Origin of the sequence: Mycolicibacterium frederiksbergense (genome assembly GCF_012223425.1) — a bacterium.
In the GTDB taxonomy this organism is placed as follows: Bacteria; Actinomycetota; Actinomycetes; order Mycobacteriales; family Mycobacteriaceae; genus Mycobacterium; species Mycobacterium frederiksbergense.
This window is the reverse complement of the sequence record NZ_CP038799.1, coordinates 4,067,918-4,094,857: the sequence shown is the minus strand read 5'-3', so window position 1 is coordinate 4,094,857 and position 26,940 is coordinate 4,067,918. Positions and strand designations below refer to the sequence as shown.

Below are 26,940 nucleotides of genomic sequence, written 5' to 3'. Positions count from 1 at the left end.
TTGGCTGCGAGCGACAGGGGCCGACACATGACCGATCCACTCTTCGTCCAGACCGATGGCGTGCAAAACCACTCAGCACGGCACTCCCAGGTGGTCTCCGGGCTCGCCGGGCTGACCGGCGCCGAAGGCACCGGCGTGCAGAACAGTCACGGTGCCATCGCCTCGTCGGTGAGCGGCGCGCTGACCGATGTCCTCGACGGACGCGGCAGCACCCTGGGTGTCACATCGACCTCCGCCGCCACCATCGCCGATCTGCTGCAGAAGGCGGCCCGCGCGTACGCCGCGGGCGACGAGGATGGGGGCTCCCGCCTGCACGCGGCGGCCGCGGCGCTGGAAGGCCGGGGCGGGCCGGGCGGCGGAACCCCCGGGACAGCCGGCGCGGCCGGATCGAGCGTCCCCGCCGCCGGTGGCGGCGCCGACATGGCGGGGCAGATGGGCCAGATCATGGGCCAGGTCGGCCAACAGGTCGCCCAGCTGGTCCAGGCCGTCACCGCCCCGCTGGCAGGCCTGGCACAGGGCCTGCAGCAGGTGCCACAACAACTCGTGCAGGGCATTTCCCAGGCCGCCCAGGCGACCGAGCCCGACGAGGGCGAGAAGCCCGAGGGCGAACGCGATGCCGAGTCCGAGCGCGAAGACACAGCCGACAAGCGCGAGAAGGCCGAACCGGCCCCGGTCCAGCAGGCACAGGCAGCCCAGAGCTCCCCGTCGGGTCCCGCGCCCATCGAGACGACCCCGCCGGTCCGGCCGGCGCCGACCCGCCCGCAGGTCGACTAGGTCGCCACCAGCGCTCCGCCGGCCAGCAGCAGACTGCGCTGGACACCGATGCCGGCCAGGAAGCTCTCATCGTGGCTCACCACCACGAACGCTCCGCGATAGGCGTTCAGGGCCGACTCCAGCTGGGCGACGCTGGACAGGTCCAGGTTGTTGGTCGGCTCGTCCAGCAGCAGCAGTTGCGGCGCCGGCTCGGCGAACAGCACACACGCCAGTGTCGCGCGCAGACGTTCCCCACCCGAGAGCGCACCGATCGGGAGGTCGACGCGGTCACCCCGGAACAGGAACTGCGCCAACAGATGCCGGCGCCGGGTCACCGACAGCCCGGGCGCGTAGGCCGCCAGGCAATCGGCCACCGACGCTTGTTCGTCGAGCAGATCCAGCCGCTGGGACAGATACGCGATACGACCGCCACCGCGCTGCACCTCCCCGGCGTCGGGCTGCAGGTCACCGGAGATGATCCGGAGCAGCGTCGACTTGCCCACCCCGTTCGCACCGGTCAGTGCGATCCGCTCCGGACCGCGAATGTCGATATCGAGACCGGTGAACACCCTTGACCCCAAACCGGATCCGGTGAACACCACCCGGCCGGCAGGCACCTCGGTATCGGGCAGGTCCAGGGCCAGCACATCGTCATCCCGCAGCGTCCGCTCGGCATCAGCGAGCCGGTCGCGGGCGTCGCCGACCCGCCGGGCGTGCACATCGTCGGCCTTGGCCGCCGACTGCTGAGCGTCCCGTTTCAGCTTGCCGGCAAAGATTTTCGGCAGGCCTGCGTCCTTCAGATTGCGCTTGGCGGTCGACGCCCGCTTGTCGGCTCGCTCACGCGCCTGCTGCATCTGCTGCTTGTGCCGGTTGAGTTCCTGCTCGGCGTTGCGGATATTGCTCGCCGCGACTTCCTGGGCGGCCTGCACCGCCACCTGGTAATCGCTGAATCCGCCGCCGTAGAGCGACACCTCGCCGGCCCGCAACTCGGCGATCGCCTCCATCCGGTCCAGCAGTACCCGGTCATGGCTGACCACCAGCAGGCATCCTCCAAAACTCTCCAGTGCGCCGTAGAGCCGTTGTCGAGCAACGGTATCCAGATTGTTGGTGGGCTCGTCGAGCAGCAGCACGTCGGGGCGGCGCAACAGCTGCGCCGTCAGCCCCAGCGATACCACCTGCCCACCCGAGAGCGTCGACAACGGGCGGTCCAGCTCCAGGTCCAGGCCGAGCCGATCCAGCTCTGCGCGGGAGCGTTCCTGGATGTCCCAGTCCTCACCGATGGCGGCGAACACGGCGTCACTGGCGTCCCCGGCCGCCAGCGCGTCCAGCGCGGCGACCACCGGAGCCACCCCGAGCACATCGGACACGGTGTGCTCGCCGAGGAACGGCAGATTCTGCGGGAGATACCCGAGCACCCCGTCGACCACCACGGCACCGGCCGAAGGTGTGAGGTCGCCGGCGATCAGCCGCAGCAGCGTGCTCTTACCGGCGCCGTTGGGGGCCACCAGCCCGTACCGGCCGCGCCCGAATGAGCAGGACAGATCCGTGAATACCGGGGTGTCATCGGGCCACTGGAACGAAAGATGGGAACAGACAATCGACATGCGGGAACTCCACAGTGAGGAGAGGTTTTCTAGGACGACAGAGGAGATCTCGGGACTTACCCGGAGATGTCGTCGATTCCCAGCACGTGCACCATGCTACCGAATCCGGTCAAGCGGTTAAGTAGGCCCGCAACGTCGCGGTGGTCGCGGTGATCGCCGCAATGTCGACGTGCTCGTCGACCTTGTGCGCCAGGTTCGGATCCCCCGGCCCGTAGTTGACCGCGGCGATGCCCAGTGCGGCGAACCGCGACACATCGGTCCAGCCGTACTTGGCGCGCACCTGTCCCCCGGCCGCGGCCACCAGCGCGGCGGCCGCGGGGTTGGCCAGCCCGGGCAGCGCTCCCGCGGCGGCATCGGTGACCTGCAGGGACACGTCCAGCCCGGCCAACACCTCGTGCACGTGCGCGACCGCCTGCTCGACGCTGCGGTCGGGCGCGAACCGGAAGTTGACCGTCACCGTCGCCGCATCCGGGATGACGTTGCCCGCGATACCGCCGTCGATGCGCACCGCCGAGAGTCCCTCGCGGTACACGCACCCGTCGATGTCCACGCTGCGGGCCTGGTACCGCGACAGCCGATCGAGCACGGCGCCCAGTTTGTGAATGGCATTGTCGCCCAGCCAGGATCGCGCAGAGTGAGCCCGGGTGCCGGCCGCGCTCGCGACGATCCGGATGGTGCCCTGGCAGCCCGCCTCGATGAACCCGCCGGATGGCTCGCCCAGGATCGCGACGTCGGCGGCCAGCCAGTCCGGCAGTTCGCGCTCGATACGGCCCAACCCGTTGGCGCCGGCCTCGATCTCCTCACAGTCGTACATGACCAGGGTGAGGTCGTGGGCGGGCTCGGCGATGGTGGCGGCGAGGTGCAGGAACACCGCATCGCCGGACTTCATGTCCGAGGTGCCGCACCCGTACATCCGGCCGTCTTCGACGCGGCTGGGCAGGTTGTCGGCGGCGGGCACCGTGTCGGTGTGCCCGGCCAGCAGCACCCGCGATCCCCGGCCCAGGTGGGTGCGGGCCAGCACCGCGTCGCCGTTGCGGATGACCTCGAAATGCGGCGCCTGCTCGCGCAGCGCGGCCTCGATCTCGGCGGCGATGCGCTGCTCATGGCGCGACTCACTGGGGATGTCCACCAACGCGGCGGTCAGTGCGATCGGATCGGCGCGCAGGTCTAGCCCCATGGTGATCGAGGCTAGTCCGGTGGGCAGGAGCGAAGCGACCGGGGGATTTGGTGCAGTAACCTTGCCCAACGTGACTGCTGCATCTGGCTTCGGCCTGGCCACCATCGCCGCCGACGGAACTGTCCTGGACACCTGGTTTCCCGCTCCCGAGCTGACCGGCGACGGGGTCTCCGGGACCACGAGACTGTCGGTCGCCGAGCTGACGGACAACCTGGCCGACCTCACCGGCCCGGACACCGACCGCGATGTCGAGGTCGTCGCGGTGCGCACCACCATCGCCTCGCTGGAGGACAAACCCGTCGACACCTTCGATGCCTACCTGCGACTGCACCTGCTGTCGCATCGGCTGACCGTCCCCCACGAGGCCAATCTGGACGGCATCTTCGGGCTGCTGGCCAACGTGGTGTGGACGAACTTCGGTCCCGCCGCGGTCGAGGGCTTCGAGCTGGTACGCGCCAAGCTGCGCCGCCGTGGGGCCGTCACGGTGTACGGCATCGACAAGTTCCCACGGATGGTCGACTACGTGACCCCGACCGGCGTGCGCATCGCCGACGCCGACCGTGTCCGTCTGGGCGCGCACCTGGCGCCGGGTACCACCGTCATGCACGAGGGCTTCGTCAACTTCAATGCCGGGACGCTGGGCACCTCCATGGTGGAGGGCCGTATCTCCGCCGGTGTGGTGGTCGGTGACGGCTCCGACGTCGGGGGCGGCGCGTCGATCATGGGCACGTTGTCCGGTGGCGGCAAGGAGGTCATCTCGGTGGGCAAGCGCTGCCTGCTGGGCGCCAACGCCGGGCTGGGCATCTCGCTGGGCGACGACTGCGTCATCGAAGCGGGCCTCTACGTCACCGGCGGCACCAAGGTCACCACCGCCGACGGGCAGACCGTGAAGGCCAAGGATCTGTCCGGTTCGAACAATCTGCTGTTCCGCCGCAACTCGTTGTCCGGGGCGGTCGAGGTGGTCAACCGTGACGGCACCGGCATCACCCTGAACGACGCGCTGCACGCCAACTGAGGCCGTGCCCAACGTCGACTTATCGGTGGGCTCTCGCAGAATCGCCGACGACAAGTCGACGTTGGGCGCTCACTCCGGGGCAAGGATGCAGAACTCGTTGCCCTCGGGATCGGCGAGCACCACCCAGCTCTGCTTGCCCTGACCGATGTCCACCCGGCGCGCGCCCCGGGCGATCACCCGGTCGACCTCGGCCTGCTGGTCCTGCGGCGTGAAGTCCAGGTGCAGCCGGTTCTTGACCACCTTGTCGTCGGGGACGGCGAGGAACAACCATTCGGGGCCGTGCCCCGGCGGCGGGGTCAGCACCACATCGCCGTCGGCATCGGTGTGGTGCGGCCAGCCGAGCACCTCGGCCCACCATGCTCCGAGCGCCTCGGGATCGTGGGCGTCGATGCAGATCTGGGTCAGCCTCAACACGGGTCGACTCCCCGTGCCACCAGTTCCTTCTTGAGCACCTTGCCCATCGCGTTACGCGGCAGGCTTTCCACGATGCGCACCTCCCTGGGCCTCTTGTGCACCGAAAGTTGTTCGGCGACAAACTGGATCAGCAGGTCGGGATCCGCGTCGCCGACGACGAAGGCCACGATCCGCTGCCCCAGGTCGTCATCGGGCACGCCGACCACCGCCGCCTCGTCCACCCCGGGATGACCCAGCAGGACGGCTTCGATCTCGCCGGCGCCGATCCGGAACCCACCCGATTTGATCAGGTCGACCGATGCGCGCCCGACGATGCGGTGCATACCGTCGGCGTCGATCACCGCGACATCACCTGTGCGGTACCAGCCTTCGGCGTCGAACGCCTCGGCCGTCGCGTCGGGCCGGTTGAGGTAGCCGCTGAAGTTCGTCGGGCTCTTCACCTGGAGCTGCCCGATGGTTTCCCCGTCGTGCGGGACGGGCCGACCCTCGTCGTCGACCAGCCGGGTCTGCACGCCGGCCACCGGCAGACCCACCCAGCCCGGTCGGCGTTCCCCGTCGACCCGGGTGCTGATGGTGATCAGAGACTCTGTGCTGCCGTATCTCTCCACCGGCGCGTGCCCGGTCAGCTTCACCAGATCCTCGAATACGGGGGTCGGCAGCGCCGCACTGCCCGATACCAGCAGCCGAGCCGAGGACAACGCACGGGCGGCATCGGCGTCGGCGGCGATGCGTGACCACACCGTCGGCACCCCGAAATACAGCGTGCCTGCCGCCTCGGCATAGGCCTGCGGTGTCGGCTTCCCGGTGTGTAGGAACCGGTTTCCGATACGCAGCGAACCCAGCAATCCGAGCACCAGCCCGTGCACATGGAACAACGGCAGACCGTGCACCAGGGTGTCGGCGGCCGTCCAGTCCCAGGCCTGGGCCAACGCGTCGATATCGGCGGCGATGGCGCGCCGACTGATCGTGACGCCCTTGGGCAGCCCGGTGGTGCCGGAGGTGTACATGATCATGGCCGTCGCTTCGGGTCGCGGCTCGGCGTAGCGGTGCCAGGACCGGGCGTGCATACGCACCGGAATATGCGGTAACCCTTCACTTTCGGCGGGTAGCTCGCCGAGCCAGGCCTGTACGCCGGAATCGCCGAGCAGGTGTGCCCGCTCGGCGGCCCCCACATCGGCTGGCACCGGCACGAACGGCACACCGGCGATCAGGCATCCGATGACCGCCAGCACCGTCGTCGCGGTGGGTGTGGCCAGGATCGCGACCCGCTGCGCCCGCGCGACACGTTCGGCCACCGACGTGCCCGCCCCCACCAGGTCACTGCGGCTCAGCGACACACCGTCGATACGCACCGCGTCGGCCAGGTCGTGCCCGGCGGCCACGGCGGCGGGGTCCAGCGAGGTCAGCAACACCGTAGACATTCTTGCGAGGCTACCCTTGCGCCATGTCACCGATCGAGCGGATGTCCAGTCGTGAGGTCTACCGCAACAGCTGGATGACGGTGCGCGAGGACGCGATCCGGCGTCCCGACGGCAGCCACGGCATCTACGGCGTGATCGACAAGCCCACCTACGCGCTGGTGGTCGCGCGCGACGGTGATCTGTTCCATCTCGTCGAGCAGTACCGCTACCCGATCGGGTTGCGGCGCTGGGAGTTCCCACAAGGTACCGCGCCGGACCGGGCCGATCTGGAGCCGCTCGAACTGGCGGCCCGCGAACTTCGCGAGGAGACGGGGCTGCGGGCGGACTCGCTGATCCGGCTCGGGCAACTCGATGTCGCGCCGGGGATGAGCAGCCAGCGCGGCTGGGTCTTCCTGGCGACCGGGCTGACCCAGGGTGAGCATGAGCGCGAGCACGAAGAGCAGGACATGCACAGCGCCTGGTTCACCGGCGCGCAGATCGAACAGATGATCCGGGACGGAGACATCACGGATGCACAGACGATCGCCGCGTGGACAATGGTGACGCTGGCCGGCCGCGGCTGAAACTCGTTCACCGTCACAATGTGGTCTCTAATTGACGCAGCAGACATGACGATCAGCGGTTTTGTCATCACCCCCCGCTACCTTGAGGTCAGCTGATCTTTTTGACTGAATAGGGAAAGGGATGTTGGTCCGTCGACTGTGCACTGCGTTGGCAGCCGTCCTGGTGGCCGGCCTCGCACCCATGCCCGCTGCCGCCGCAGTCGGCCAGGGGTGGAACGGCCGCTACAACGTCGTGACCTATGCATCGCAGAAGAACGGCACCAGCGTCGCCGCCCGCCAGGCCGAGGGCGATCTCAGTGCCGTCTACACGTTCTCCACGGCCTGCGCCGGCAGCGCCTGTGTCGCCACCGTGCTGGACGGGCCCGCGCCGTCGAACCCGACGATTCCGCAGCCGCAGCGCTACAAGTGGAACGGCGAGAAGTGGACCTTCGCCTACAACTGGCAGTGGGAGTGTTACCTCGGGGACAGCACTCCGCGGGTGTTCAGCCCGGCGCAGTCCTGGGTCAGCTACACACCTCAGCCCGACGGGACCCTGCAGGGCAGCTGGTACACCGACATCCTCAGCGGGCCCTGCCGTGGCAACGTGCTGATGCCGGCCGCGGCGTTCCCCGCGCCGTAGGGCCGTAATACGTCGGTCATCTCAGGGGAAACCCTGCGAAACGTCACTCTCCGAGGATGACGGGATGGCAGTACCCACGCCCACCGTCCGTCCGGTCGACGAAGTCCCGCCGCTGAAACGACTGCTGCCCCTTGGCATCCAGCACGTGCTGGCGATGTATGCCGGCGCGGTCGCGGTACCGCTGATCGTCGGTGGCGCGATGGTCGGCGCCGGCCAACTCGAGCAGTCCGACATCGTGCACCTGATCATGGCCGACCTGTTCGTGGCCGGGATCGCGACGATCATCCAGTCAGTGGGTTTCTGGCGCTTCGGTGTTCGGTTGCCGCTGATGCAGGGCGTCACGTTCGCCGCGGTCGGCCCGATGATCACCATCGGTATCAATCACGGCATCACCACCATCTACGGCTCGGTGATCGCGTGCGGTCTCTTCATGATGCTGCTCGCCCCGGTGTTCGGGAAGCTGATCCGGTTCTTCCCACCCCTGGTGACCGGCACCATCATCTTGATCATCGGCGTCTCGCTGATGCGGGTGGCTGCCGGCTGGTTCGGCGGCGGCAACGCCGCCGGCCCGGACTTCGGCTCACCGACGGCGATCGGGCTGGGATTCTTCACCCTGGCGACGATCATCGTCATCGAGCGGTTCGCGCCCGAGGCGATGCGCCGGGTGTCGATCCTGCTCGGTCTGCTCATCGGCACGATCGTGGCGGTCCCGTTCGGCCTCACCGACTGGGAGCACATGGGTGACTACAGCTGGGTCGGCTTTGTCACCCCGTTCCAGTTCGGTACCCCGACGTTCGAGATCAGCTCGATCATCGCGCTGCTCATCGTGGGTATCGTGATCATGACCGAGACCACCGGCGATATCGTCGCGGTCGGTGAGATCGTCGAGGAGAAGATCACCCCGCGCAAGCTCGCCGACGGGCTGCGCGCCGACGGCCTCGGCACCGTCATCGGCGGCATCTTCAACACGTTCCCGTACACCGCGTTCGCCCAGAACGTCGGGCTGGTCGCCATCACCGGCGTGCGGACCCGGCACGTGGCGACGGTCGCCGGGATCATCTTGATCCTGCTCGGACTGCTGCCCAAGATGGCCGCCGTCGTCGAGGGCATCCCGCTGCCGGTGCTCGGTGGCGCCGGGGTGGCCCTGTTCGGCATGGTGGCCGCCAGCGGCGTCCGGACGTTGACCAGGGTGAAGTTCACCAACACCAACATCCTGGTGGTGGCGATCTCCGTCGGGGTGGCGATGCTGACCGAGGCCAAGCTGTACTACACCGACCGCACGCTGGGCGACACCCCGGTGAACGTCTCGCTGGACCTGTACCACCAGTTCCCGGACTGGTTCCAGACGATCTTCCATTCCGGGATATCGGCGGGCGCCCTGGCCGCGATCCTGCTGAACCTGCTGCTGAACAGCCGCGGCGCCGACACCGACGCCGACGAACTGTCCGCGCACGACGCTCCCCGGGGTGCGCTGCCCGATCCGTTGGACGCACTGCGCGCCGCCGACCCGTCGACACCGCCGCAGCGCCTGCGCCAACTCGCCGAGGACCGCCCCGAACTGCGCACCATCATCGTCACCAACCCGTCCACGGACCGGGAGACGTGTGCGTGGATCCGCGACCAGGGCGACGAGCAGGTGGCCACGGTATGCCAGAAATGGGACGAGGTCACCGAGGGCAGGTTCTCCACCCGCGGAGGCTGACCGATGAGTTGTCCCGTCGGCCGCGGTCAGTACCGGCATGAGTGCCGAAACCGATATCCGAATGCTGATCGCCCGCTGGGTTGACGGCGTCAGGGCCTGTGACCTCGACGCCGTGACCGCCGCGCATTCCGATGACATCGTCATGTTCGACGTGCCGCCGCCCTACGAAGGGATCCGCGGCAAGCCGGCCTACCGCGAGAGCTGGCCACCGTTCTTCGAATTCATCCGCAGCGGAGCCACTTTCGAGCTTGTCGAGCTGAACGTCGACGCCGGCGAGGACGTCGCCTTTGCCTACGGGCTGTTGCGCTGCGGTGGCGAGAAGGAGTTTGCGGAGAATCCGGACAACCGGCTGCGCCTGTCCATGGGCCTACGCAGGATCGGCGGGGAATGGCTGATCGCCCACGAACACCACTCATTCCCCGACACGACCTAGCTCAGTCGACGAGCGCCCGCACGAAGAACGCGAGGTTGGCCGGACGCTCGGCGAGGCGGCGCACGAAGTAGCCGTACCACTGCGTGCCGAACGGCACGTAGACCCGGACGTGGCTGCTGTCGACCAGCCGGCGTTGCTCCGCATCGCGGATGCCGTACAGCATCTGGTACTCGTAATCGGCGATACCACGGCCGAATTCGCGCACCATCGCGGGGACCTCGTCGATGATCTCCGGGTCGTGCGATGCCACCATCGGGTAGCCGCCACCAGCCATCAGGATACGCAGGCACCGCAGGTAGGAGTCGGTGACCTCGGCGCGCTCGCGGAACGCCACCGACGCGGGCTCGTCGTAGGCGCCCTTGCACAACCGGATGCGTGCCCCGGACTCCGCAAATTCCCGGCAATCGCCCTCGCAGCGCTTGAGGTAAGCCTGCAACACCGTGCCGAGCCAGTCGAAATCGGTGCGCAGGTCCCGCACGATGGACAGCGTCGAATCGGTCGTCGTGTGGTCCTCGGCGTCCACCGTGACCCAGGCACCGACGTCACGGGCCTTGGTGCAGATGGTGTGTGCGTTCTCCATGGCGATCTTCTCACCGTCCCGCGGCAGCGCCTGGCCCAGCGCCGACAGCTTCAGCGATACCTCCAAAGACCGTGGTTCCGGCCCGGTCTCGCCCCGTCGCTCCAGCGCGTTCAGCAGGTCGAGGTAGGCCTGCACGGTCGCGTTGGCCGCCTCGACATCGGTGACATCCTCGCCCAGGTAGTCGATGCTGACGAAACGCCGTGAATCCCGCAGCACAGCAACGGAACCCATGGCATCGTCGATCGTCTCGCCGGGCACGAAACGGTGCACGACATCGCGGGTCACGGGCATCCGCTCCGCGGTGCGCCGCAGCGCGTCGGACCTACTGGCCGCGAGGATCGCGGGCCGTGCCAGCTTCTGGAAGACGCTCATCGTCAGACCTCCATGTGCGGGTAGTGGTGGTCGGTCGGCGGGACGAAGGTCTCCTTGATGGAGCGCGCCGAGGTCCACCGCAGCAGGTTCAGCGCCGACCCCGCCTTGTCGTTGGTCCCCGAGGCCCGTGACCCGCCGAAGGGCTGTTGACCCACCACGGCGCCGGTGGGCTTGTCGTTGACGTAGAAGTTGCCCGCCGCGTGGCGCAGCCGCTGCTGCGCATCGAGCACGGCGGTGCGGTCATCGGCGATCACCGCACCGGTGAGCGCGTACGTGGAACCGCCGTCGACGACGCCGAGGACGTCGTCCCACCTGTCGTCGTCGTAGACGTGCACGGCCAGGATCGGCCCGAAGTACTCGTCGCGGAACGCCTCATCGGTCGGGTCGTCGGACAGCAGCACGGTGGGCCGCACGAAATAGCCCTCGCTGTCCTCGCATTCACCGCCGACGGCGATCGTGACGCCGGCCGCACCCTTGGCCCGCTCGATGGCGCGCGCGCTCTTGGCATAGGCGCGCTCGTCGATGACGGCGCCACCGTAGTTCGACAGGTCGGTGACGTCGCCGTATTTCAGCGCCTCGGTGGCGCCCAGGAAGTCGTCGCCCATCTGCGACCACACCGAGCGCGGGATGAACGCCCGCGATGCCGCCGAACATTTCTGCCCCTGATAGTCGAAGGCGCCGCGAATCAGCGCGGTGCGCAGCACATCCGGTCGCGCCGACGGGTGTGCGACGACGAAGTCCTTGCCGCCGGTCTCCCCCACCAGCCGCGGATAGGTGCGGTAGCGGTCGATGTTGGTGCCGACCTCGCGCCACAGATGCTGGAACGTCGCGGTGGACCCGGTGAAGTGGATACCGGCCAGCCGCGGATCGGCCAGCACCACATCGGACACCGCCAACCCATCCCCGGCGACCAGGTTGATGACCCCCGGCGGCAGGCCGGCGGCTTCGAGCAGCTGCATGGTCAGATAGGCCGAAAACGTCTGGGTGATGGACGGTTTCCACACCACGGTGTTGCCCATCAGCGCGGGTGCGGTCGGCAGGTTGCCCGCGATGGCGGTGAAATTGAACGGCGTGATCGCGTAGACGAAACCCTCGAGCGGGCGGTAGTCGGTGCGGTTCCACACGCCGCGGCTGCTGATCGGTTGCTGCGCGAGGATCTGGCGGGCGAACGCCACGTTGAAGCGCCAGAAGTCGACCAGCTCGCAGGGCGAGTCGATCTCGGCCTGGTAGGCGGTCTTGGACTGGCCGAGCATGGTGGCCGCGGCGATCTTCTCGCGCCACGGGCCCGACATCAGGTCCCCGGCGCGCAGGAACACCGCCGCCCGCTCGTCGAACGGGGTGTCCGCCCAGGCGTCCTTGGCGGCGATGGCGGCGTCGACGGCGGCGCCGGCTTCACCGTGGCCGGCGTTGGTCAGCGTGCCGAGCACGCTGTGGCGCCGATGTGGCTGGACGACGTCGATGCGGTCGCCCGCACCCATGGTGTGCTTGCCGCCGATCACGTGCGGCAGGTCGATGGGTGCGCTCGCGAGATCGCTGAGCGCGGCGGCGAGTCGGGCCCGCTCGGGGCTGGCAGGCGCGTAATCGTGGATGGGCTCGTTCTGTGGCAGCGGTACCTCGGTGATGGCGTCCATACCCGCAACGATGACTGATCCCACCGCCTCATATACTGTGCGATTCGCCAGGCATCAAAGCGCGAGCTAGTAGGATCCGACAACATGGTGGAAACCGGTGTCGGCCTCGGCCGGCTCCTGCTGGCGTTGGACACCACCCTGGTCAACCTCATCGAAGCCCCGCGCGGGCTGGACCTGCCGGTGGCCTCGGCAGCATTGCTCGACACCGACGACGTGCGCTTGGGCCTGGCGGCCGCGGCCGGCGCAGCGGATGTGTTCTTCCTGCTCGGCATCAGCCCGGCGGATGCGATCGACTGGCTCGCTGGGCAGGCGCGTCAACCGGTCGCGATCTTCGTCAAGGAACCGCACCCGTCGGTCGTCGCCCGGGCCACCGCAACCGGGGTCGCCGTGGTGGCCGTCGAACCCCGCGCTCGCTGGGAACGGCTGTTCCGATTGGTCAATCACGTCTTCGAACACCACGGGGACCGCGCCGATCCACTGTCGGATTCGGGCACCGATCTGTTCGGGCTCGCCCAGTCGATCGCCGAACGCACCCGCGGCATGGTGAGCATCGAGGACACGGCATCCCACGTGCTGGCCTACTCGGCCTCCAATGACGAGGCCGACGAATTGCGCCGACTGTCCATCATGGGCCGGGCCGGGCCCGCCGCGCACCTCGAATGGCTCGGGCAGTGGGGTGTATTCGATGCGCTACGCGCGTCCACCGATGTCGTCCGTGTCGACGCGCGGCCCGAACTCGGCCTGCGCCCCCGACTCGCCGTCGGCGTGCATCGTCGGTCACCGGATGGCCGGCGGGCGGCCGAGTTCGCCGGAACCATTTGGTTACAACAAGGTTCGCAACCGTTGGCCGATGACGTCGAGGACGTGCTGCGCGGCGCAGCCGTGCTGGCGGCCCGGATCATGTCCCGGCTGGCGGCGACACCCTCCACCCACACGGTCCTGGTGCGCGAACTACTCGGCATGGCCGGCACCGAGGTCGACGTGGCGGCCGTCGCCGGAGGCCTGGGCATCACCGCAGACGCCCGCGCCGCACTGGTGGCATTCGCGGGCGCCCCGCCGGATGTGCTGGCACTGAGCGCCGGCGCTTTCCGCGCCGACGCGCAGGTGACCGCCGACGACGGCCGGGTCTATGTGGTGTTCCCGAAGATCGGCGCGCCGGGATCGGTGACATCCTGGGTGCGGGGCGTGGTGGCCGCGCTGCAGCGCGAGATGGGGCTGACCGTGCACGCCGTGATCGCGGCGCCGCTGACCGGACTCGCCGATATCGCGCCCGCCCGCACCCAGGTGGACAGGGTGTTTCACAGCGCACAGCGCCACCCGGGGGCCATCGCCCAGGTCTCCTCACTCGATGACGCCCGCACCACCGTTCTGCTCGACGAGATCGTGTCGTTGATCCAGGCCGACGGGCGCCTGGTGGACCCCCGCATACGGCAACTGCGTGACACCCAGCCGATGCTGGCGGACACGCTGGCGGCGTACCTGGACTGCTTTGGCGACATCGCTGCGGTCGCCGAGCACCTACACGTCCATCCGAACACGGTGCGCTACCGGGTGCGCCGCATCGAGAAGCTCATCGCCGCGTCATTGGACGATGCCGAACTGCGCCTGCTGCTTACGCTGAGCCTGCGCGCCACCCGTTAGTACGTCCGGATGCCGAACCCCGCGTCCAGCGGCCACGCCACACCGGTGATGAACTCGGCCTCCTCGGACACCAACCACGCCACCGCGTTGGCGATCTGCTCGGGCTGCAACAACGCTATGGGCAGCGCGTTGCGCTGGGTGCCCAACCACGGGTCGGCCTCCTGCGCCAAGCCGATGGTGGTCTCGTTGATGATCATGTCGGTCGCCACACCCGAGGGGTGGATGGTGTTCACCCGGATCGAATGCCGCGCAAGGTCACTGGCCCAGCCCTGCATCAGGGCCACCAGCCCGCGTTTGGATGCCGCGTAGGCCTGCAGCCCGGGGCGGTCGGTACCGGAGGCTCGGATACCGGCTGTCGAACTCGCCAGCACGATCGCCCCGCCCCGCTCACCGGCGATCATCGTCGGGAGCGCAGCCTCGACCGTGTTCCACGCGCCGGTCAGGTTCACATCGACGACGTCCTTGAAGACCTGCGCGCGGTTGTCGGACTCCGTCAGCCGGATGATGCCGGCATTCGCGATGACGATGTCGATGCGCCCGAACTCCGCGACGCCCGCGGCGACCACCTGGGCCACCGCGTCGGGATCGCGGACGTCGGCTTGGCGGGCGATGATCCGGCGTCCCTGGTTCTCGACGAGGTGCACCGTCATCGCCAGGTCATCGGCGCTGGATCCCGGGTAATCGGTCGACTCGAAGGACCCGCAGACATCCAGCGCGATGATGTCGGCCCCTTCCCCGGCGAGCTTCACGGCGTGCGCACGGCCCATCCCCCGGGCCGCGCCGGTGATGAAAGCCACCTTGCCCGCGTGCCGGGCCACTAGGTGCCCTTCGGGAAGTCGACGTCCTTGGTCACGGCTTCCCACTCGTCGATGGACGCAGACAGCGCAGCGATCTTGTGCCGCACCGCCTTGAGCACATCACGCCCGAGCAGCAGGCGCAGCGGCGGTTCCTCCAGCGTCGTCACCGTCAGCACCGCCTCGGCGACCTTGCGCGGGTCACCCGGCAGGTGGTCGGCGAACTCCTTGATCAGTGTCTTGCGTGTTCCCACGCCCTCTTCGTAATCACCGATCGGAGTGCCGGATTCCTGCATGGAGCGCCGCGCCCAGTCGGTACGGAAGGCACCGGGTTCGATGGCGGTGACCTTGATCCCCAGCGGCGCGACCTCCTGTGCGAGTGCCTCGGTGAGCGCCTCCAGGGCGAACTTGGTCGAGGAGTAGTACGCGTTGGGCGGGTTGGCCACCAGACCGGTCATCGACGAGATGTTGACGATGTGGCCGGATTTGCGTGCCCGCATGGCCGGCAGCACCGCCTTGATGGTGTCCACCACTCCGAAGTAGTTGGTGTCGAACAGTTTCCGCACCTCGGCGTCGTCACCTTCTTCGACCGCCGACATGTAGCCGTAGCCCGCGTTGTTGACCAGGACATCGACACCGCCGAATGCGTCGTCGGCCGCCGCGACCGCCGCGGCGATCTGATCCTTGTCGGTGACGTCCAGGGCGACGGCCACGGCGCGATCACCGAACGTGCCGACCAGGTCGGCGACTGCCTCCGCGCGCCGTGCGGTGACGACCACGTAGTGCCCGGCCTCCAGTGCGGCGCGGGCGATCTCGCGACCGATGCCGGTGGAGCATCCGGTGATCAGCCAGCGGGCCATCAGGCGGTCCCCTCGGGTAGGCGGCGCAGATACGCCGCACGGCGCTCGGCGAGTTCGGTGGCCCGTTCCTGCGCGGTCACCCGGCGCAGCGTCGGGACTTCACGTTCGAGGTGGTCGAGCTTCACCACCCGCCCGCGCGCGCCGAGGTCCTCTTTGGGTCCTTCCTCGCCGAACTCGGCCATCCGCAGCGTCAGGATGCCCTCGTCCAGGCCGTCGGAGTCGATCCAGTTGGCGACGCCGGGATCGGTCGGGGCGATGACGTAGGTGTAGGAGCCGTCGTCGTTGGGCGTCGACTGCGCCTTGTTCAGACTCCCCGTCCGGTCGACGAGTTCGAGCGTGGTCCCCCAGATGTTGCTCAGCGGAACGGTGAAGTACTCGGCGCCACCGTCGCCGACGTCGACGACGAACGCCTCGCCGGGGCCGAGATCGAAACGGCCCATGACATACACCTGATTGCGCATCGCGCCGACCTTGTCGGCCGACCAGGCGAGGTTGAACTCGTTGGGCGCCATCTTGTAGATCCCGTGGCTGAGCTTGCCGGTGAAGTTCGCGAAATGCGCCATCATGTCGGCGGTGGCGTCGGCCTGCTCGTCGAGCGTGCGGGCCGGTCGTGCGGGTGGCCCGCCGAGCCGTTGCACGGAAAGGTGATTCGGATCGTCGCGGTCCCAGTTCAGCAGGACGTCACGGATGTAGAACTCGTGCGCTTCGGGGGTGGATTGCACGTGATTGGGCCGGCCGCCCGCAGGATCGGCGTCGACGGTGATGGTGAACGACCCGTCGGGGTCGACCTCCATGGTGCGGCCGTTGAGCACGGCGACAGTGCCCATGTTCGCGTCCCACAGCGTGAAGTAGTTCTCCGTCATCCGGTTGTGCCCGACGCGCCCGTGGATCTCGTAGCGCTCGTCACCGGAGATCGGGATCACCCGGTACACGCTGTCGGGATTGTCGATGCCCCAGCGTGATCCGGGTATCGCACGACCCTGCACGGGGTGTGCCAGCCGGGTGATGCAGCTGACCTTCGGTCGCAGCGTGTCCTGGTTGGACGACCATACCGCCGCCGAGAACATCACCTCTGCGAACGCGTCGTCAAAGCGTGCCCGCATCGCTTCGGAGGCCTTGGCCCGCCCGAGCCAGGTCTCGGCGACACTGCGGTAGGCGGCTTGCACCGTCGGATGCTCCAGCAGGTTCAGCGCCGCGAGCTCCTGTTCGTGTTGGGCCGTCGTGGCCACCGGGTGTTCGGGCATTCATTCTCCTCGGGTGGATGGGACGGCGCCGCGGAAGCGTCTGTTGTAGGCCGTGAACCGCTCGTCGATCTCGGCGCCGCTGAGTCCGTAGTCGGCGGCCGTGTATGACGGTCGCGCCGTCTCGCGGGGGCGTTCGGCCAACCAGCGCCGCATCGCGCGCTCGGCGTCGGCGGTCAGCGGTTCACCGATCGCGTCGTACACCCGGGACACCTGTCCGATCGGATCGGCCACCGCGGTGCCGAAGTCGACATCGGTGACACGCACGTCCTCGTCGACCCAGCCGTCCCGGACCGCCATGGCGCGATCGTTGGTCCAGCCCATCCGGGCCAGCCATTGGGCTCCGACCCGCGCCGGATCGACGCGGTCGGCGTGCATGGCATGCAATGTGGCGTTCAGGCTCGCACCGGAGGGGATGGTGTCGCGCGGATCACGGTGCATGTGCACCAGATGCAGATCGGGGAACCGGGCCCGCAGCGTATCGAGATAGCCCAGGTGCGCGGGCGTTTTCAGCACCCACCGCCGGGCGGTGCCCGAATCCGCCCGGCCGGCCTGGCGCTTCTGCCACTGCAGGAACTGCAGCATCCGGTACAGGTGCTCATAGGCGGGGGTGAAGTCCTGCCCGTCGATCCAGGACCGGTAGGTGGGCAGGTGGGCGCCCGACTCCGGCACATGGGACAGAAAAGCATCCGACAGGAAGACGATCTCCTCTTCGGGCTCGCGAGCGTACATGGGGTGGATCGCGAACAGTTCCGGTGCCATCTCCCGCGATTTCGCCTCGCGCGCCGCACTGATCAGGATGCGGGGATCCTCGGGCCCCGACCACCGGTAGTCCAGCTTCGGGCCAACCTCCACCACCTCCCAGCCGTAGGCGCAGTGAAAGCGCGGGTCGGCGGCCAGCAATCGTTGCAGCAGCGTTGTTCCACTGCGCATCATCCCGACCACCACGATCGGAGCGAGGATCGTCTCGGAGAGAATCTCGGGATGTCGCCGGATCCATTCCTGCGCACGCAATCGCATCCGCAGGCCGTGCACCAGCCCCGACCGCAGCAGGTGTTCCCCGATCTGGTTGAGGTCCGCTTCGGCGTAACTGCCGGCCAGCACCGCGAGCGGTGTCTCGAACGCCAGCGGCCCCCAATCGTCCAGCCGTTCCTTGCCCCGGGCGGCCGCCATGAGGTCTGCCGCGTCGAACGGTGAACCTCGGGGCACGGCGGTCAGAACTTCAGGTGGTGGCTGACATCGCCGACCTGATCGATGAACATGGTCCGGGTGTCGAACCACCATCGACCGTCGACCCGGTGGAAGGTGTCGCGGTAGTGGCCGGTCACGATGACCTGCAGCGGCAGGTCCGGTGTCGCCTGGGTGACCAGGTAATTGGACCGACTCCGCGCGGTTCCCGCCACCTCGTCGACCTCGATGCGCGCATTGCTGGTCAGATGCTTGGTTTTCGGGGTGCCGTCCTCGTACAGCCGGGTCGCCATGTCATACATCTGCCGGACGCGTTCGGTTCCGCTGAACACCGTCTCGGGCGGGCCGTCCTCCACTCCGCAGATCCGGCCGTGCGCGAAAAGTTCGGCCACACCATCCAGGTCGCCGGCGTCGATGCGCTCGGCGTAGGTGTACAGCAGGTTCTCGATCTGGCGCGCGCTGGCAGACATGTCGGCAGCTGGCTCCTCATCGAACCGAAGTTGGCAGAGCTGACCGGAATTACGGTCTTTCGAGAACTAACCAGTCCAGCCGCGTGATGTCAACGGCCTGAGCTCACACTGCCCGGTGGCCAGTTGTCACACGCCAGACGGCCGATCCACGTGCCATAGCCGGCCGCTCGGCGCAGGGTTCAGAGCCGCGCCGCCGCGGCGGCGATCCGTTCGTCGGTCGCCGTGAGCGCCACCCGCACGTGCTGGGCGCCGGCCGGGCCGTAGAACTCGCCGGGCGCCACCAGGATTCCGCGCTGCGCCAGCCAGGCCAGGGTGTCCCGGCAGGGCTCGCCGCGGGTCGCCCACAGGTACAGCCCCGCCTCGGAGTGGTCGACGGTGAAGCCTGCGCCGCGTAGTGCGGGCAGCAGCACCGCACGCCGCTGGGCGTAACGCTCGCGTTGCACCGCGATGTGGTCGTCATCGTCCAGCGCCGCGACCATGGCCGCCTGAATGGGCCCGGGCACCATCATCCCGGCGTGCTTGCGCACCGCCAGCAGTTCGGCCACCACGGCGGGATCACCCGCCACGAAGCCGGCCCGGTAACCCGCCAGCGAGGATGTCTTGGACAACGAGTGAATGGCCAGCAGACCGGTGTGGTCGCCGTCGCACACCGACGGATGCAGCACCGACAGCGGCTGGGCATCCCAGGCCAACCCGAGATAGCACTCGTCGGAGGCGATCAGTACGCCACGCTCGCGGGCCCAGCCCACCACCTTGCGCAGGTGGTCGACACCGAGCACCTTGCCCGAGGGATTGCTCGGCGAGTTCAGGAACACCAGCGCCGGTGTCTGCGGGCCTATCTGGGTCAGCGAATCCGCGGCGAGCACCCGGGCTCCGGCCAGCCGGGCACCCACGTCATAGGTGGGGTACGCCAACTCCGGGATCACCACGGTGTCATCGGATCCCAGACCCAACAGCGTCGGCAGCCAGGCGATGAGCTCCTTGGTGCCGATGACCGGCAGCACCGCGGCCGGAGCCACATCGGTGATACCGAATCGGCGTTCCAGCGCAGCATGGATCGATGCGCGCAGTTCGGGTGTGCCCGCGGTGGTCGGGTACCCCGGGGTGGCGCTCGCGTCCGCCAGCGCCGCACGAATCACCGGGGCGACATCATCCACGGGGGTGCCGACCGACAGGTCGACGATGCCCTCGGGATGAGCGCGCGCGGTGGCAGTGACGTCTGCCAGGGTGTCCCACGGGAACACTGGCAGTGACGTCGATTTAGGTGAGTTCACTCGCCCTTGGGTTCGAGATCCTTGATGATCTGCGGATCGTTGTCGGTCTGACCGACCTTCGACGCGCCGCCCGGGGAGCCGAGCTCGCTGAAGAAGTCCGCGTTGATCTGTGTGTAGTTGCTCCACTGATCGGGGACGTCATCTTCGTAGTAGATGGCCTCGACCGGGCACACCGGTTCGCATGCGCCGCAGTCGACGCATTCATCCGGGTGGATGTACAGCATGCGTGCACCCTCATAGATGCAATCGACAGGGCATTCCTCGATGCATGCCTTGTCTTTCACGTCGACGCAGGGTTCGGCAATCGTGTACGTCACTGATGTCTCTCCTGTCCAGTGGGCTGCTGGTCGGGTTTTCAGTTCTGGGTCGGGAGTCGTGAGCGAGCGTCCCGCGGGCCAGTATGAATGGCCCGTAACTGGACGTGCGTCTCAGTGTGCCCTAACTTCGCGCGCCGCCCTCAATGGGTGGCGCGTTTGCTGATACTAGCCGTTGCAGATACAACCCGCCTAGTAGCCACGCACTATGCACACTGCAGTGCACCTTGTTGCATAGGACCATCGGTTCCGCATACGCTGCGGCCATGGCACTCCCGCACGCCATCCTGGTGTCCCTGTGCGAACAGACGAGTTCGGGCTATGAGCTCGCCCGCCGCTTCGACCGGTCCATCGGCTATTTCTGGTCCGCCACCCATCAGCAGATCTACCGCACGCTGCGTGCCATGGAGGACGACGGCTGGGTACGCGTCCGTGAGGTCGAACAGCATGGTCGCCCCGACAAGAAGGTGCACTCCGTGACACCGGCCGGACGGGCCGAACTCGCCCGCTGGATCGCCGAACCGCTCAAGACCAGAGGCAGCGCCGCTCCTGGTTCGACGGCCGACAACCGCACCCGCGACCTGGCCGTCAAGATCCGGGCCGCCGGCTACGGCGATGCCGCCGCCATCCGGGCGCAGGCCCTTCAGTTGCGGGCCGAACGAGCCGCACTGCTGGACGCCTATCGCGGATTCGAGAAAGAGCAGTTCCCCAACCCCGCCGGCCTGGCCGGCTCCGAGCTGCATCAGTACCTGGTGCTGCGCGGCGGTATCCGCGCCGAAGAGGGCGCCATCGAGTGGCTTTCCGAAGTACTGGAGGCACTGTGAGTTCTCAAAGCCCGGTCGGCCTTGGAGGTCTTGTGAATTACCCGAATCTGTTGTCCCCGTTGGATCTGGGTTTCACCACCCTGCGCAATCGGGTGATCATGGGCTCGATGCACACCGGCCTGGAGGATCGCGCTCGCGACACCGACAAGCTGGCCGCCTACTTCGCCGAGCGCGCCCGCGGCGGCGTCGGCCTCATCATCACCGGCGGGTACGCCCCGAACCGGACCGGTTGGCTGCTGCCGTTCGCCGCCGAGATGCTCTCCGCGGCCGATGCGCGACGGCATCGCCGGATCACCGCCGCCGTCCACGACGAGGGCGGCAAGATCACGCTGCAGATCCTGCACGCCGGACGCTATGCCTACCATCCGCTTTCGGTCAGCGCATCCTCGATCAAGGCGCCGATCAACCCGTTCCGGCCGCGTGCGTTGCGCGATGTCGGGGGCACCATCGACGATTTCGTGCGTGCCGCGCTGCTGGCCCGCGCGGCCGGATACGACGGCGTGGAGATTATGGGCAGCGAAGGGTATCTGATCAACCAGTTCCTGGCGCCGCGCACCAACAAGCGCACGGACGGCTGGGGCGGCACACCGCAGAAGCGGCGGCGCTTCCCCGTCGAGATCGTGCGTAGGGTACGCGAGGCCGTCGGGGCGGATTTCATCATCGTCTACCGGATATCACTGGCCGACTATGTCGAGGACGGCCAGACCTGGGACGAAATCGTCTCTCTGGCAAAAGAAATCGAGGCTGCCGGCGCCACCATTCTCAACACCGGCATCGGCTGGCACGAGGCCCGGGTGCCGACCATCGTCACCTCGGTGCCCAACAGCGCCTTCGTCGATATCAGCGGTGCACTCGCCGAACATGTCGACGTTCCGGTGGTGGCCTCCAACCGGATCAACATGCCCGAAGCTGCCGAGCAGATCCTCACCGACACCGGCGTGCAGTTGATCTCGATGGCCCGGCCGCTGCTGAGCGACCCGGACTGGGTGCGCAAGGCCTCCGAGGACGCCGCCGATCAGATCAACACCTGCATCGCCTGCAACCAGGCCTGCCTGGACCATGCCTTCGTGCACAAGACGGTGTCGTGTCTGCTCAATCCACGCGCGGGACACGAGACGACCCTGGTGCTCGGCCCGACCCGGCACGCACGATCGGTGGCCGTCGTGGGCGCCGGCCCGGCCGGGCTGTCGGCCGCGGTGGCCGCCGCCCAGCGCGGGCACCGTGTCACCCTCTTCGAGGCGGGCGCCACCATCGGTGGCCAATTCGACCTGGCCCGACGGGTTCCCGGCAAAGAGGAATTCAACGAGACGGTCCGCTACTACACGCGCATGCTGGAGGTGAACCGCGTCGACGTACGCCTGGGCACCCGGGCCACGGTGGACGATCTCGCCGGCTACGACGATGTCGTGCTCGCCACCGGTGTGACACCACGCATACCGGCCATCCCCGGTATCGACCATCCGAAGGTGCTCTCCTACGCCCAGGTACTTTCCGGTGCCGCCGTCGGCGATTCGGTGGCGGTCATCGGTGCGGGCGGTATCGGGTTCGATGTCAGCGAGTTCCTGGTCACCGGCCAGTCCCCCACCCTGAACCGCAAGGAATGGCAGGCCGAATGGGGCGCGCTGGACCCCCAGGATGCGCCGACGGTCCGCGGTGCACTGACGACGCCGATCCCGCTGCCGCCGGTCCGCGAGGTGTTCCTGCTGCAGCGGACCAAGGGCGCACAGGGCCGCGGCCTCGGCAAGACCTCCGGCTGGGTGCATCGGGCGTCGCTGAAAGCCAAAGGCGTGCAGCAACTTTCCGGAGTCAACTACGAGCGCATCGACGACGACGGCTTGCACATCAGCTTCGGATCCGACCGGACCGGGGCGCGCCTGCTGGCCGTCGACAATGTTGTCATCTGCGCGGGCCAGGAGTCGGTGCGCGGGCTCGATGACGAGTTGCGGGCGCGCGGGATCACCGCGCACGTCATCGGCGGGGCGGCCGTGGCGGCCGAGCTCGATGCCAAGCGCGCGATCCGCCAGGGCACCGAGCTGGCCGCCAAGCTGTAGCTCAGGCCTGCTTGAGCGCCTCGATCTCCAGGGTGATGGTGACCTTGTCGCCGACCACGGCGCCTCCGGTCTCCAGCGGCATGTCGATGTCGATGCCGAAGTCCTTGCGGTTCAACACCACCGAGGCTTCAAACCCGGCGACCTCGCCATGCCCCATGCCGGGATTAACGCCATGGAACTCCAGCTTCAGCGAGACCGGCTTGGTGACACCCTTGAGGGTGAAGTCACCGTCGAGCACATAGTCCTCACCGTCGGCGCGCACCGCGGTGGAAACGAAGGACGCGGTCGGGAACTGCTCGGCGTCGAAGAAGTCGGCGGCCTTCAGGTGGGCGTCACGCTGCTCGTTGCGGGTGTTCACCGAGTTGATGTCGATGGTGGCGGTCACCGACGGGGTGCCGTCCGCGGCCACCGTGATGGCGCCTTCGAAGGTGTCGAACGTACCGCGGACCTTGCTCACCACCAGGTGGCGAACCGAAAAATTGACCGAGGAATGCACTGGGTCCAGCGCCCAGGTGCCTACGGTCAGGTCGGTGGCTACTGCTGCGGTCATGACATCTCCTTGCTCGGCGGGTGCGGCCTTCCCGACACCCTCACCAAGAGTAAACGGACTATGGTCCGATTTCATTCCGCGATGGTGCCCCACTTCGCTTCCGCTCCCGAATGCCCGATCAGCACTACGCCGACCAATGACGACACGCCGACGACCACGGCGAGAACCGCCGCGACCACCGGGAGCGCCCTGCCCGGTTTCTCGGTCCGCGACTCCATCAGGTGCTGGACAACCTGCAGGGTCGCCACGACGAGCAGTCCGACCGCGAAGTAGATCATCCATTCGCCGCGCTCCTGATGCAGCTCAAGGATCGGACGGTGCTCGCTTTCCCGGTCGTAGAGCCACTGCCCCGCCGACGCCGTGATCGGCGTGAGCGCCGCGACCACACACGCCAGCGCCAACACCAACCACACCAGCCGTCGGCGCGCCCCTGCCCAGAACGCACAAAGGATCAGGAGCAGCGCCGTCAACGGCGCCAGCGCCACCACCCGTGCACCAACAGGGATGGGCAGGAATTCCTGCAATGGTGTTCATGACACTCCCGGGCTCGGCGACAACCCAAGATACCGACTGTGGCAGTCATGCGAAAGACAAAAGGGCACAACCAATTTCACGCCCAGACAGTTAGGCCAGCCTACACTGTTCCACGCCACCGGCGAATCGGTCGACCTCCTGGGTCATTCCGCCCAGGACAGGGTGCGCAGCTGCCGGCGCGACGTGATGCCCAGCTTCACGAACACCTTGCGCAGATGCCACTCCACGGTGTGGGCGCTGATGAACAACTGCGCGCCGATCTCGGAATTGGTCAGGCCGTCGCGGGCCAGGCCGGCGATCTGCGCTTCCTGGGCCGTCAGCCCGTCACCGGATTTCAGGGGTTGCTTGCGCACCTTTTCCCCCGTCGCCACCAGTTCGCGGCGCGCCCTTTCGGCGAATCCCTGCGCACCCATGTTGGTGAAGGTGTCGTGGGCGGCACCGAGCTGGGTGCGGGCGTCGTTGCGGCGGTTCGCCCGGCGCAGCCACTCCCCGTAGGACAGCCGGGCCCGGGACAGGTGCAGCGCGATGTCGGCCCGTTCGAGCCGCTCGATCGCCTCCACGAACTTGGCCTCGGCCACGGCGTCATCGGCCAACAGGGCCTGCGCCGCCGCCACCGCCCCCAGCCCCCAGTCCGTCCCACTGGCACCCGCACGTTCCTGCAGCCTCGGCAGCGCGTCGGCGGCGCTGTCCCGGTCACCGGTGTGGGCGGCGGCTTCGATCAGTTCGTACAGGCACCAGCTGTGAAAGCCGAGATCCTCGTATTCACACCCGCGGCGCGCCGCCGTCAGCGCCTCCTCGTAACGACCCAGCCCGTTGTAGAGGACGGCGCTGCAGAACGCGGCCAGACCGAGCAGTCGCCCCTCACCTCGTGCCGCGCCGTCGGCTTCGGCCGACTCGACGATGCCGACCGCTGCCGCGGGCGCGCCGCTCCAGGCCGCCAGCGTCAACGAGTGATAGCGCACCGGCGCGCTGCCCATGGCCGCGGTGATGGATGCCGACTCATCGATCAGTCTTGCCGCAGAAGCGAACTCACCGCGGTAGAAGTGAACGCCGGCCCGATAACCGAGTGCCGGTGGCAGCGCGGCCAGTGCACCGGCATCTCGGGCCCGGCGCAGGATGCCGGTGGCGATGCGTTCCAGCACCTGGTCATCCCACATCTCGTGGGCGGCGGATTCCTGCGCGATCGGGAACGGCCAGTACAGCCATCCGCCCGGATTCTGCTGCGCTGCAGCATTCCACAGTTCCAGCGCCGCCCGCAGATCGCCGGCTCCGGCGCCGGGACCGTCGATGATGCGCGCCGCCATACCCCGGAGCAAATAGTCGATCGGCCGCTGCACATCGGTGACCCGCCCGACCGCGCCGGCACCCGCCGAGGCCACCTCCCACAGCAGGCTCGGCGCACCGAGGCGTCCGGCATACATCGCGGCCGTCAACGCCTCGAGGTAGGTCTCCCTGGCCAGCTCGTCGTCGAGGTTCTCAAGTCGCCGCGCCGCGCCGAGCAACTGAGCACTGGCCTCGCCGACCGTGGGGGCACCCGCCGCTCCCGCCCTGCTGCGTACGAAGTCCATCTGCGCCCGCATCCGGGCCACCAGAGCCTGCTGCAGCGCGGTGAGCGGCGCCGACTCCGCGATCGACAACAGCGCATAGGCCGCGTCCGGCGCGGCCGCCTCACGTTTGGCCTGCGCGGCCGCGATGGCCCGAGATCCCCGTAGTTGCGGATCCATCGTGAGCACGGTTGCGCGCTCCAGAAATGCTGCCGCGGCGGCCATGCCGCCCCGATTCTGAGCCCGGTCCGCGGAGACCTCCAGTTCGGCGGCCACCGCGTCGTCGGGACCCGTCGCCGCGTTGGCCGCATGCCAGGCCCGCCGGTCGGGATCGGCGTGCGCGTCCGTCGCCGCAGCAAGCGCCCGATGGACGGCCCGGCGCTGTGCGAGGTCGGCCGCGCGGTAGGCAGCCGAGCGCATCAGCGGATGCTGAAATCGCATGCGGGGCCCGAATTCGATGAGGCCGGCGGCCTCAGCCTGGGCAAGCGCGTCGATCGGCACACCCAGCTGGGCAGCGGCGCGCAGAAACAGCGCAGCGTCGCCCACCGGCTCGGCGGCGGCGACCAGCAGCAGCTGCCGGGTATCCGGCGGCAGCGCCTGGATCCGCGCGACGAAACCATCCTCGATCGCCGTGGTCGAGGAGCGTCGGCCGGAGATCCAGAATCCGCCGGCCAACTCGGCCGCCGAGACGCTGCGCGGCACATCCAGGATCGCCAGTGGCAGGCCGCGGGTCTCCGCGACGATCCGATCGCGGACCAGCGGATCGATCCCGCCGATCAGCACCGATTCCAGAAGTTCGCGCGCTGCTGGGTCGGACAACACGCCCACGCTGTGGTCGGGCAGACCGGCCAGCACATCGGGGTAGCCGTCCCGGACGGCGAACACCATGGCGACCCTCTCGGCCAGCAGTCGGCGCGCCACAAAGGCCAGCGTCTGCACCGACACCTGGTCCAGCCACTGGGCGTCGTCGACGATGCACAGCAGCGGACGTTCCGCGGAGGCCGCGGCCATCAGGCTCAGCACCGCCAGGCCCACCAGGAACCGATCGGGGGCCGGGCCGGTGCCGTAGCCGAACGCGACGTCCAACGCCTCGCGCTGCGGTTGCGGCAACACGTCGAGATAACCCGTCAGAGGTAGACACAGCTGCTGCAGGCCGGCGTATGCCAGTTCCATGTCTTCCTGGATGCCGGCCACCCTCATCGCACTGAAGCCAGTCGCCTGCTCCGAAACATACTCCAGGAGTGCGGTTTTGCCGACACCGGCTTCACCGCGCAGGACCAGCACCTGGCCGCTGCCGGTACGTGCTTGCGCAGTCAGGTTGTCCAGGACTGTGCGATCACGGTCTCGGCCGCGCAGCCCGGTCGACATGGC

The 26,940-nt window shown here is 68.2% G+C and carries 25 protein-coding genes; 9 read left to right on the top strand and 16 right to left on the bottom strand.

From position 1 onward, the window contains the following. The first annotated feature begins 27 nt into the window (after positions 1 to 27). Positions 28 to 774 carry a type VII secretion target gene (locus EXE63_RS22965; RefSeq protein WP_168143829.1) on the top strand — a complete coding sequence of 249 codons (747 nt, stop codon included), beginning with the start codon at positions 28 to 30 and terminating at the stop codon, positions 772 to 774. On the opposite strand, the gene EXE63_RS22960 is transcribed toward EXE63_RS22965, so the two are convergent. Next, positions 771 to 2,357 (bottom strand): ABC-F family ATP-binding cassette domain-containing protein, encoded by a 1,587-nt coding sequence (locus EXE63_RS22960; protein ID WP_168143828.1) that lies wholly within the window; start codon positions 2,355 to 2,357, stop codon positions 771 to 773. The genes EXE63_RS22965 and EXE63_RS22960 overlap by 4 nt on opposite strands. Before the next feature lie 109 nt (positions 2,358 to 2,466). After that, on the bottom strand, positions 2,467 to 3,534 hold the full coding sequence (dapE, locus tag EXE63_RS22955; RefSeq protein WP_168143827.1) for a succinyl-diaminopimelate desuccinylase: 1,068 nt from the start codon (positions 3,532 to 3,534) through the stop codon (positions 2,467 to 2,469). 70 nt (positions 3,535 to 3,604) lie between these two features. Between dapE and dapD the strand changes: the two genes are divergently transcribed. Continuing rightward, the gene (gene dapD / locus EXE63_RS22950) at positions 3,605 to 4,549 is read left to right on the top strand and encodes a 2,3,4,5-tetrahydropyridine-2,6-dicarboxylate N-succinyltransferase (protein WP_168143826.1); all 945 of its coding nucleotides are present in this window, start codon (positions 3,605 to 3,607) and stop codon (positions 4,547 to 4,549) included. Between the two features lie 69 nt (positions 4,550 to 4,618). Here the strand turns inward: dapD and EXE63_RS22945 are convergent, their stop codons facing one another. Together EXE63_RS22945 and EXE63_RS22940 are read right to left on the bottom strand one after the other, a co-directional pair. After that, positions 4,619 to 4,963 carry a VOC family protein gene (locus tag EXE63_RS22945; RefSeq protein WP_168143825.1) on the bottom strand — a complete coding sequence of 115 codons (345 nt, stop codon included), beginning with the start codon at positions 4,961 to 4,963 and terminating at the stop codon, positions 4,619 to 4,621. Then, on the bottom strand, positions 4,957 to 6,375 hold the full coding sequence (locus tag EXE63_RS22940; protein ID WP_168145721.1) for an acyl-CoA synthetase: 1,419 nt from the start codon (positions 6,373 to 6,375) through the stop codon (positions 4,957 to 4,959). Before EXE63_RS22940 ends, EXE63_RS22945 begins: the two co-directional genes overlap by 7 nt. Positions 6,376 to 6,407: 32 nt before the next feature. On the opposite strand from EXE63_RS22940, the gene EXE63_RS22935 reads away from it, so the two are divergent. From EXE63_RS22935 to EXE63_RS22920, 4 genes are all read left to right on the top strand, one after another. Continuing rightward, positions 6,408 to 6,947 (top strand): NUDIX domain-containing protein, encoded by a 540-nt coding sequence (locus EXE63_RS22935; RefSeq protein WP_168143824.1) that lies wholly within the window; start codon positions 6,408 to 6,410, stop codon positions 6,945 to 6,947. A 121-nt stretch (positions 6,948 to 7,068) separates the two neighbouring features. Then, complete coding sequence (locus EXE63_RS22930; protein WP_168143823.1) at positions 7,069 to 7,566, top strand: Rv2253 family sensor-like surface protein; 498 nt, start codon at positions 7,069 to 7,071, stop codon at positions 7,564 to 7,566. Between the two features lie 64 nt (positions 7,567 to 7,630). Then, complete coding sequence (locus EXE63_RS22925) at positions 7,631 to 9,268, top strand: nucleobase:cation symporter-2 family protein (RefSeq protein WP_168143822.1); 1,638 nt, start codon at positions 7,631 to 7,633, stop codon at positions 9,266 to 9,268. A 37-nt stretch (positions 9,269 to 9,305) separates the two neighbouring features. Beyond that, positions 9,306 to 9,701, top strand: a complete 396-nt coding sequence (locus EXE63_RS22920) for a YybH family protein (protein WP_168143821.1) — start codon at positions 9,306 to 9,308, stop codon at positions 9,699 to 9,701. 1 nt (position 9,702) lies between these two features. Here EXE63_RS22920 and EXE63_RS22915 read toward each other — a convergent pair whose 3' ends face one another. Both EXE63_RS22915 and pruA read right to left on the bottom strand, forming a co-directional pair. Continuing rightward, positions 9,703 to 10,653: a proline dehydrogenase family protein gene (locus tag EXE63_RS22915; RefSeq protein ID WP_168143820.1), complete on the bottom strand. Its 951-nt coding sequence runs from the start codon at positions 10,651 to 10,653 to the stop codon at positions 9,703 to 9,705. Between the two features lie 2 nt (positions 10,654 to 10,655). Continuing rightward, entirely contained in the window at positions 10,656 to 12,284 is a 1,629-nt protein-coding gene (gene pruA, locus EXE63_RS22910) for an L-glutamate gamma-semialdehyde dehydrogenase (RefSeq protein WP_168143819.1), read from the bottom strand. Positions 12,285 to 12,368: 84 nt separating this feature from the next. Here pruA and EXE63_RS22905 point away from each other — a divergent pair, with 84 nt between their 5' ends. Next, positions 12,369 to 13,925 (top strand): PucR family transcriptional regulator, encoded by a 1,557-nt coding sequence (locus tag EXE63_RS22905; RefSeq protein ID WP_168143818.1) that lies wholly within the window; start codon positions 12,369 to 12,371, stop codon positions 13,923 to 13,925. On the opposite strand, the gene EXE63_RS22900 is transcribed toward EXE63_RS22905, so the two are convergent. The 7 genes from EXE63_RS22900 to fdxA form a co-directional block, all read right to left on the bottom strand. Beyond that, positions 13,922 to 14,692: a mycofactocin-coupled SDR family oxidoreductase gene (locus tag EXE63_RS22900; protein WP_234904628.1), complete on the bottom strand. Its 771-nt coding sequence runs from the start codon at positions 14,690 to 14,692 to the stop codon at positions 13,922 to 13,924. The two genes, EXE63_RS22905 and EXE63_RS22900, sit on opposite strands and share 4 nt — an antisense overlap. A gap of 50 nt (positions 14,693 to 14,742) precedes the next feature. Then, the gene (locus tag EXE63_RS22895; protein WP_168143816.1) at positions 14,743 to 15,579 is read right to left on the bottom strand and encodes an oxidoreductase; all 837 of its coding nucleotides are present in this window, start codon (positions 15,577 to 15,579) and stop codon (positions 14,743 to 14,745) included. Then, complete coding sequence (locus EXE63_RS22890; protein ID WP_168143815.1) at positions 15,579 to 16,823, bottom strand: DUF1214 domain-containing protein; 1,245 nt, start codon at positions 16,821 to 16,823, stop codon at positions 15,579 to 15,581. The genes EXE63_RS22895 and EXE63_RS22890 overlap by 1 nt, the downstream gene beginning before the upstream one ends. Continuing rightward, on the bottom strand, positions 16,824 to 18,029 hold the full coding sequence (locus tag EXE63_RS22885) for a sulfotransferase family protein (RefSeq protein WP_168143814.1): 1,206 nt from the start codon (positions 18,027 to 18,029) through the stop codon (positions 16,824 to 16,826). It abuts the gene before it with no gap. A gap of 5 nt (positions 18,030 to 18,034) precedes the next feature. Then, positions 18,035 to 18,478, bottom strand: a complete 444-nt coding sequence (locus EXE63_RS22880) for a nuclear transport factor 2 family protein (RefSeq protein ID WP_168143813.1) — start codon at positions 18,476 to 18,478, stop codon at positions 18,035 to 18,037. A gap of 179 nt (positions 18,479 to 18,657) precedes the next feature. Further along, a complete protein-coding gene (dapC, locus tag EXE63_RS22875; RefSeq protein ID WP_168143812.1) occupies positions 18,658 to 19,752 on the bottom strand; it encodes a succinyldiaminopimelate transaminase in 1,095 nt (364 codons plus the stop codon). Then, positions 19,749 to 20,069: a ferredoxin gene (fdxA, locus tag EXE63_RS22870; RefSeq protein WP_168143811.1), complete on the bottom strand. Its 321-nt coding sequence runs from the start codon at positions 20,067 to 20,069 to the stop codon at positions 19,749 to 19,751. The genes dapC and fdxA overlap by 4 nt, the downstream gene beginning before the upstream one ends. Positions 20,070 to 20,332: 263 nt before the next feature. Between fdxA and EXE63_RS22865 the strand changes: the two genes are divergently transcribed. Then, a complete protein-coding gene (locus EXE63_RS22865) occupies positions 20,333 to 20,890 on the top strand; it encodes a PadR family transcriptional regulator (RefSeq protein WP_168143810.1) in 558 nt (185 codons plus the stop codon). A 32-nt stretch (positions 20,891 to 20,922) separates the two neighbouring features. Continuing rightward, entirely contained in the window at positions 20,923 to 22,941 is a 2,019-nt protein-coding gene (locus tag EXE63_RS22860; RefSeq protein ID WP_168143809.1) for an NADPH-dependent 2,4-dienoyl-CoA reductase, read from the top strand. Position 22,942: 1 nt separating this feature from the next. Here EXE63_RS22860 and EXE63_RS22855 read toward each other — a convergent pair whose 3' ends face one another. The 3 genes from EXE63_RS22855 to EXE63_RS22845 form a co-directional block, all read right to left on the bottom strand. Then, positions 22,943 to 23,491 carry a YceI family protein gene (locus EXE63_RS22855; protein WP_168143808.1) on the bottom strand — a complete coding sequence of 183 codons (549 nt, stop codon included), beginning with the start codon at positions 23,489 to 23,491 and terminating at the stop codon, positions 22,943 to 22,945. Between the two features lie 71 nt (positions 23,492 to 23,562). After that, positions 23,563 to 23,979, bottom strand: coding sequence for a hypothetical protein (locus tag EXE63_RS22850; protein WP_234904240.1), 417 nt, complete (start codon positions 23,977 to 23,979; stop codon positions 23,563 to 23,565). A gap of 189 nt (positions 23,980 to 24,168) precedes the next feature. Further along, complete coding sequence (locus EXE63_RS22845; RefSeq protein ID WP_168143807.1) at positions 24,169 to 26,937, bottom strand: AAA family ATPase; 2,769 nt, start codon at positions 26,935 to 26,937, stop codon at positions 24,169 to 24,171. Positions 26,938 to 26,940: the final 3 nt, after the last annotated feature.

What these genes read in the sequence shown, in the direction of transcription:
- EXE63_RS22965 (WP_168143829.1), top strand. Translation starts at nt 28, where the DNA reads ATGACCGATCCACTCTTCGTCCAGACCGATGGCGTGCAAAACCACTCA.
- EXE63_RS22960 (WP_168143828.1), bottom strand. Translation starts at nt 2,357, where the DNA reads ATGTCGATTGTCTGTTCCCATCTTTCGTTCCAGTGGCCCGATGACACC.
- dapE (WP_168143827.1), bottom strand. Translation starts at nt 3,534, where the DNA reads ATGGGGCTAGACCTGCGCGCCGATCCGATCGCACTGACCGCCGCGTTG.
- EXE63_RS22935 (WP_168143824.1), top strand. Translation starts at nt 6,408, where the DNA reads ATGTCACCGATCGAGCGGATGTCCAGTCGTGAGGTCTACCGCAACAGC.
- EXE63_RS22930 (WP_168143823.1), top strand. Translation starts at nt 7,069, where the DNA reads ATGTTGGTCCGTCGACTGTGCACTGCGTTGGCAGCCGTCCTGGTGGCC.
- EXE63_RS22925 (WP_168143822.1), top strand. Translation starts at nt 7,631, where the DNA reads ATGGCAGTACCCACGCCCACCGTCCGTCCGGTCGACGAAGTCCCGCCG.
- EXE63_RS22920 (WP_168143821.1), top strand. Translation starts at nt 9,306, where the DNA reads ATGAGTGCCGAAACCGATATCCGAATGCTGATCGCCCGCTGGGTTGAC.
- EXE63_RS22915 (WP_168143820.1), bottom strand. Translation starts at nt 10,653, where the DNA reads ATGAGCGTCTTCCAGAAGCTGGCACGGCCCGCGATCCTCGCGGCCAGT.
- pruA (WP_168143819.1), bottom strand. Translation starts at nt 12,284, where the DNA reads ATGGACGCCATCACCGAGGTACCGCTGCCACAGAACGAGCCCATCCAC.
- EXE63_RS22905 (WP_168143818.1), top strand. Translation starts at nt 12,369, where the DNA reads ATGGTGGAAACCGGTGTCGGCCTCGGCCGGCTCCTGCTGGCGTTGGAC.
- EXE63_RS22900 (WP_234904628.1), bottom strand. Translation starts at nt 14,692, where the DNA reads ATGGGCCGTGCGCACGCCGTGAAGCTCGCCGGGGAAGGGGCCGACATC.
- EXE63_RS22895 (WP_168143816.1), bottom strand. Translation starts at nt 15,579, where the DNA reads ATGGCCCGCTGGCTGATCACCGGATGCTCCACCGGCATCGGTCGCGAG.
- EXE63_RS22890 (WP_168143815.1), bottom strand. Translation starts at nt 16,823, where the DNA reads ATGCCCGAACACCCGGTGGCCACGACGGCCCAACACGAACAGGAGCTC.
- EXE63_RS22880 (WP_168143813.1), bottom strand. Translation starts at nt 18,478, where the DNA reads ATGTCTGCCAGCGCGCGCCAGATCGAGAACCTGCTGTACACCTACGCC.
- EXE63_RS22865 (WP_168143810.1), top strand. Translation starts at nt 20,333, where the DNA reads ATGGCACTCCCGCACGCCATCCTGGTGTCCCTGTGCGAACAGACGAGT.
- EXE63_RS22855 (WP_168143808.1), bottom strand. Translation starts at nt 23,491, where the DNA reads ATGACCGCAGCAGTAGCCACCGACCTGACCGTAGGCACCTGGGCGCTG.
- EXE63_RS22845 (WP_168143807.1), bottom strand. Translation starts at nt 26,937, where the DNA reads ATGTCGACCGGGCTGCGCGGCCGAGACCGTGATCGCACAGTCCTGGAC.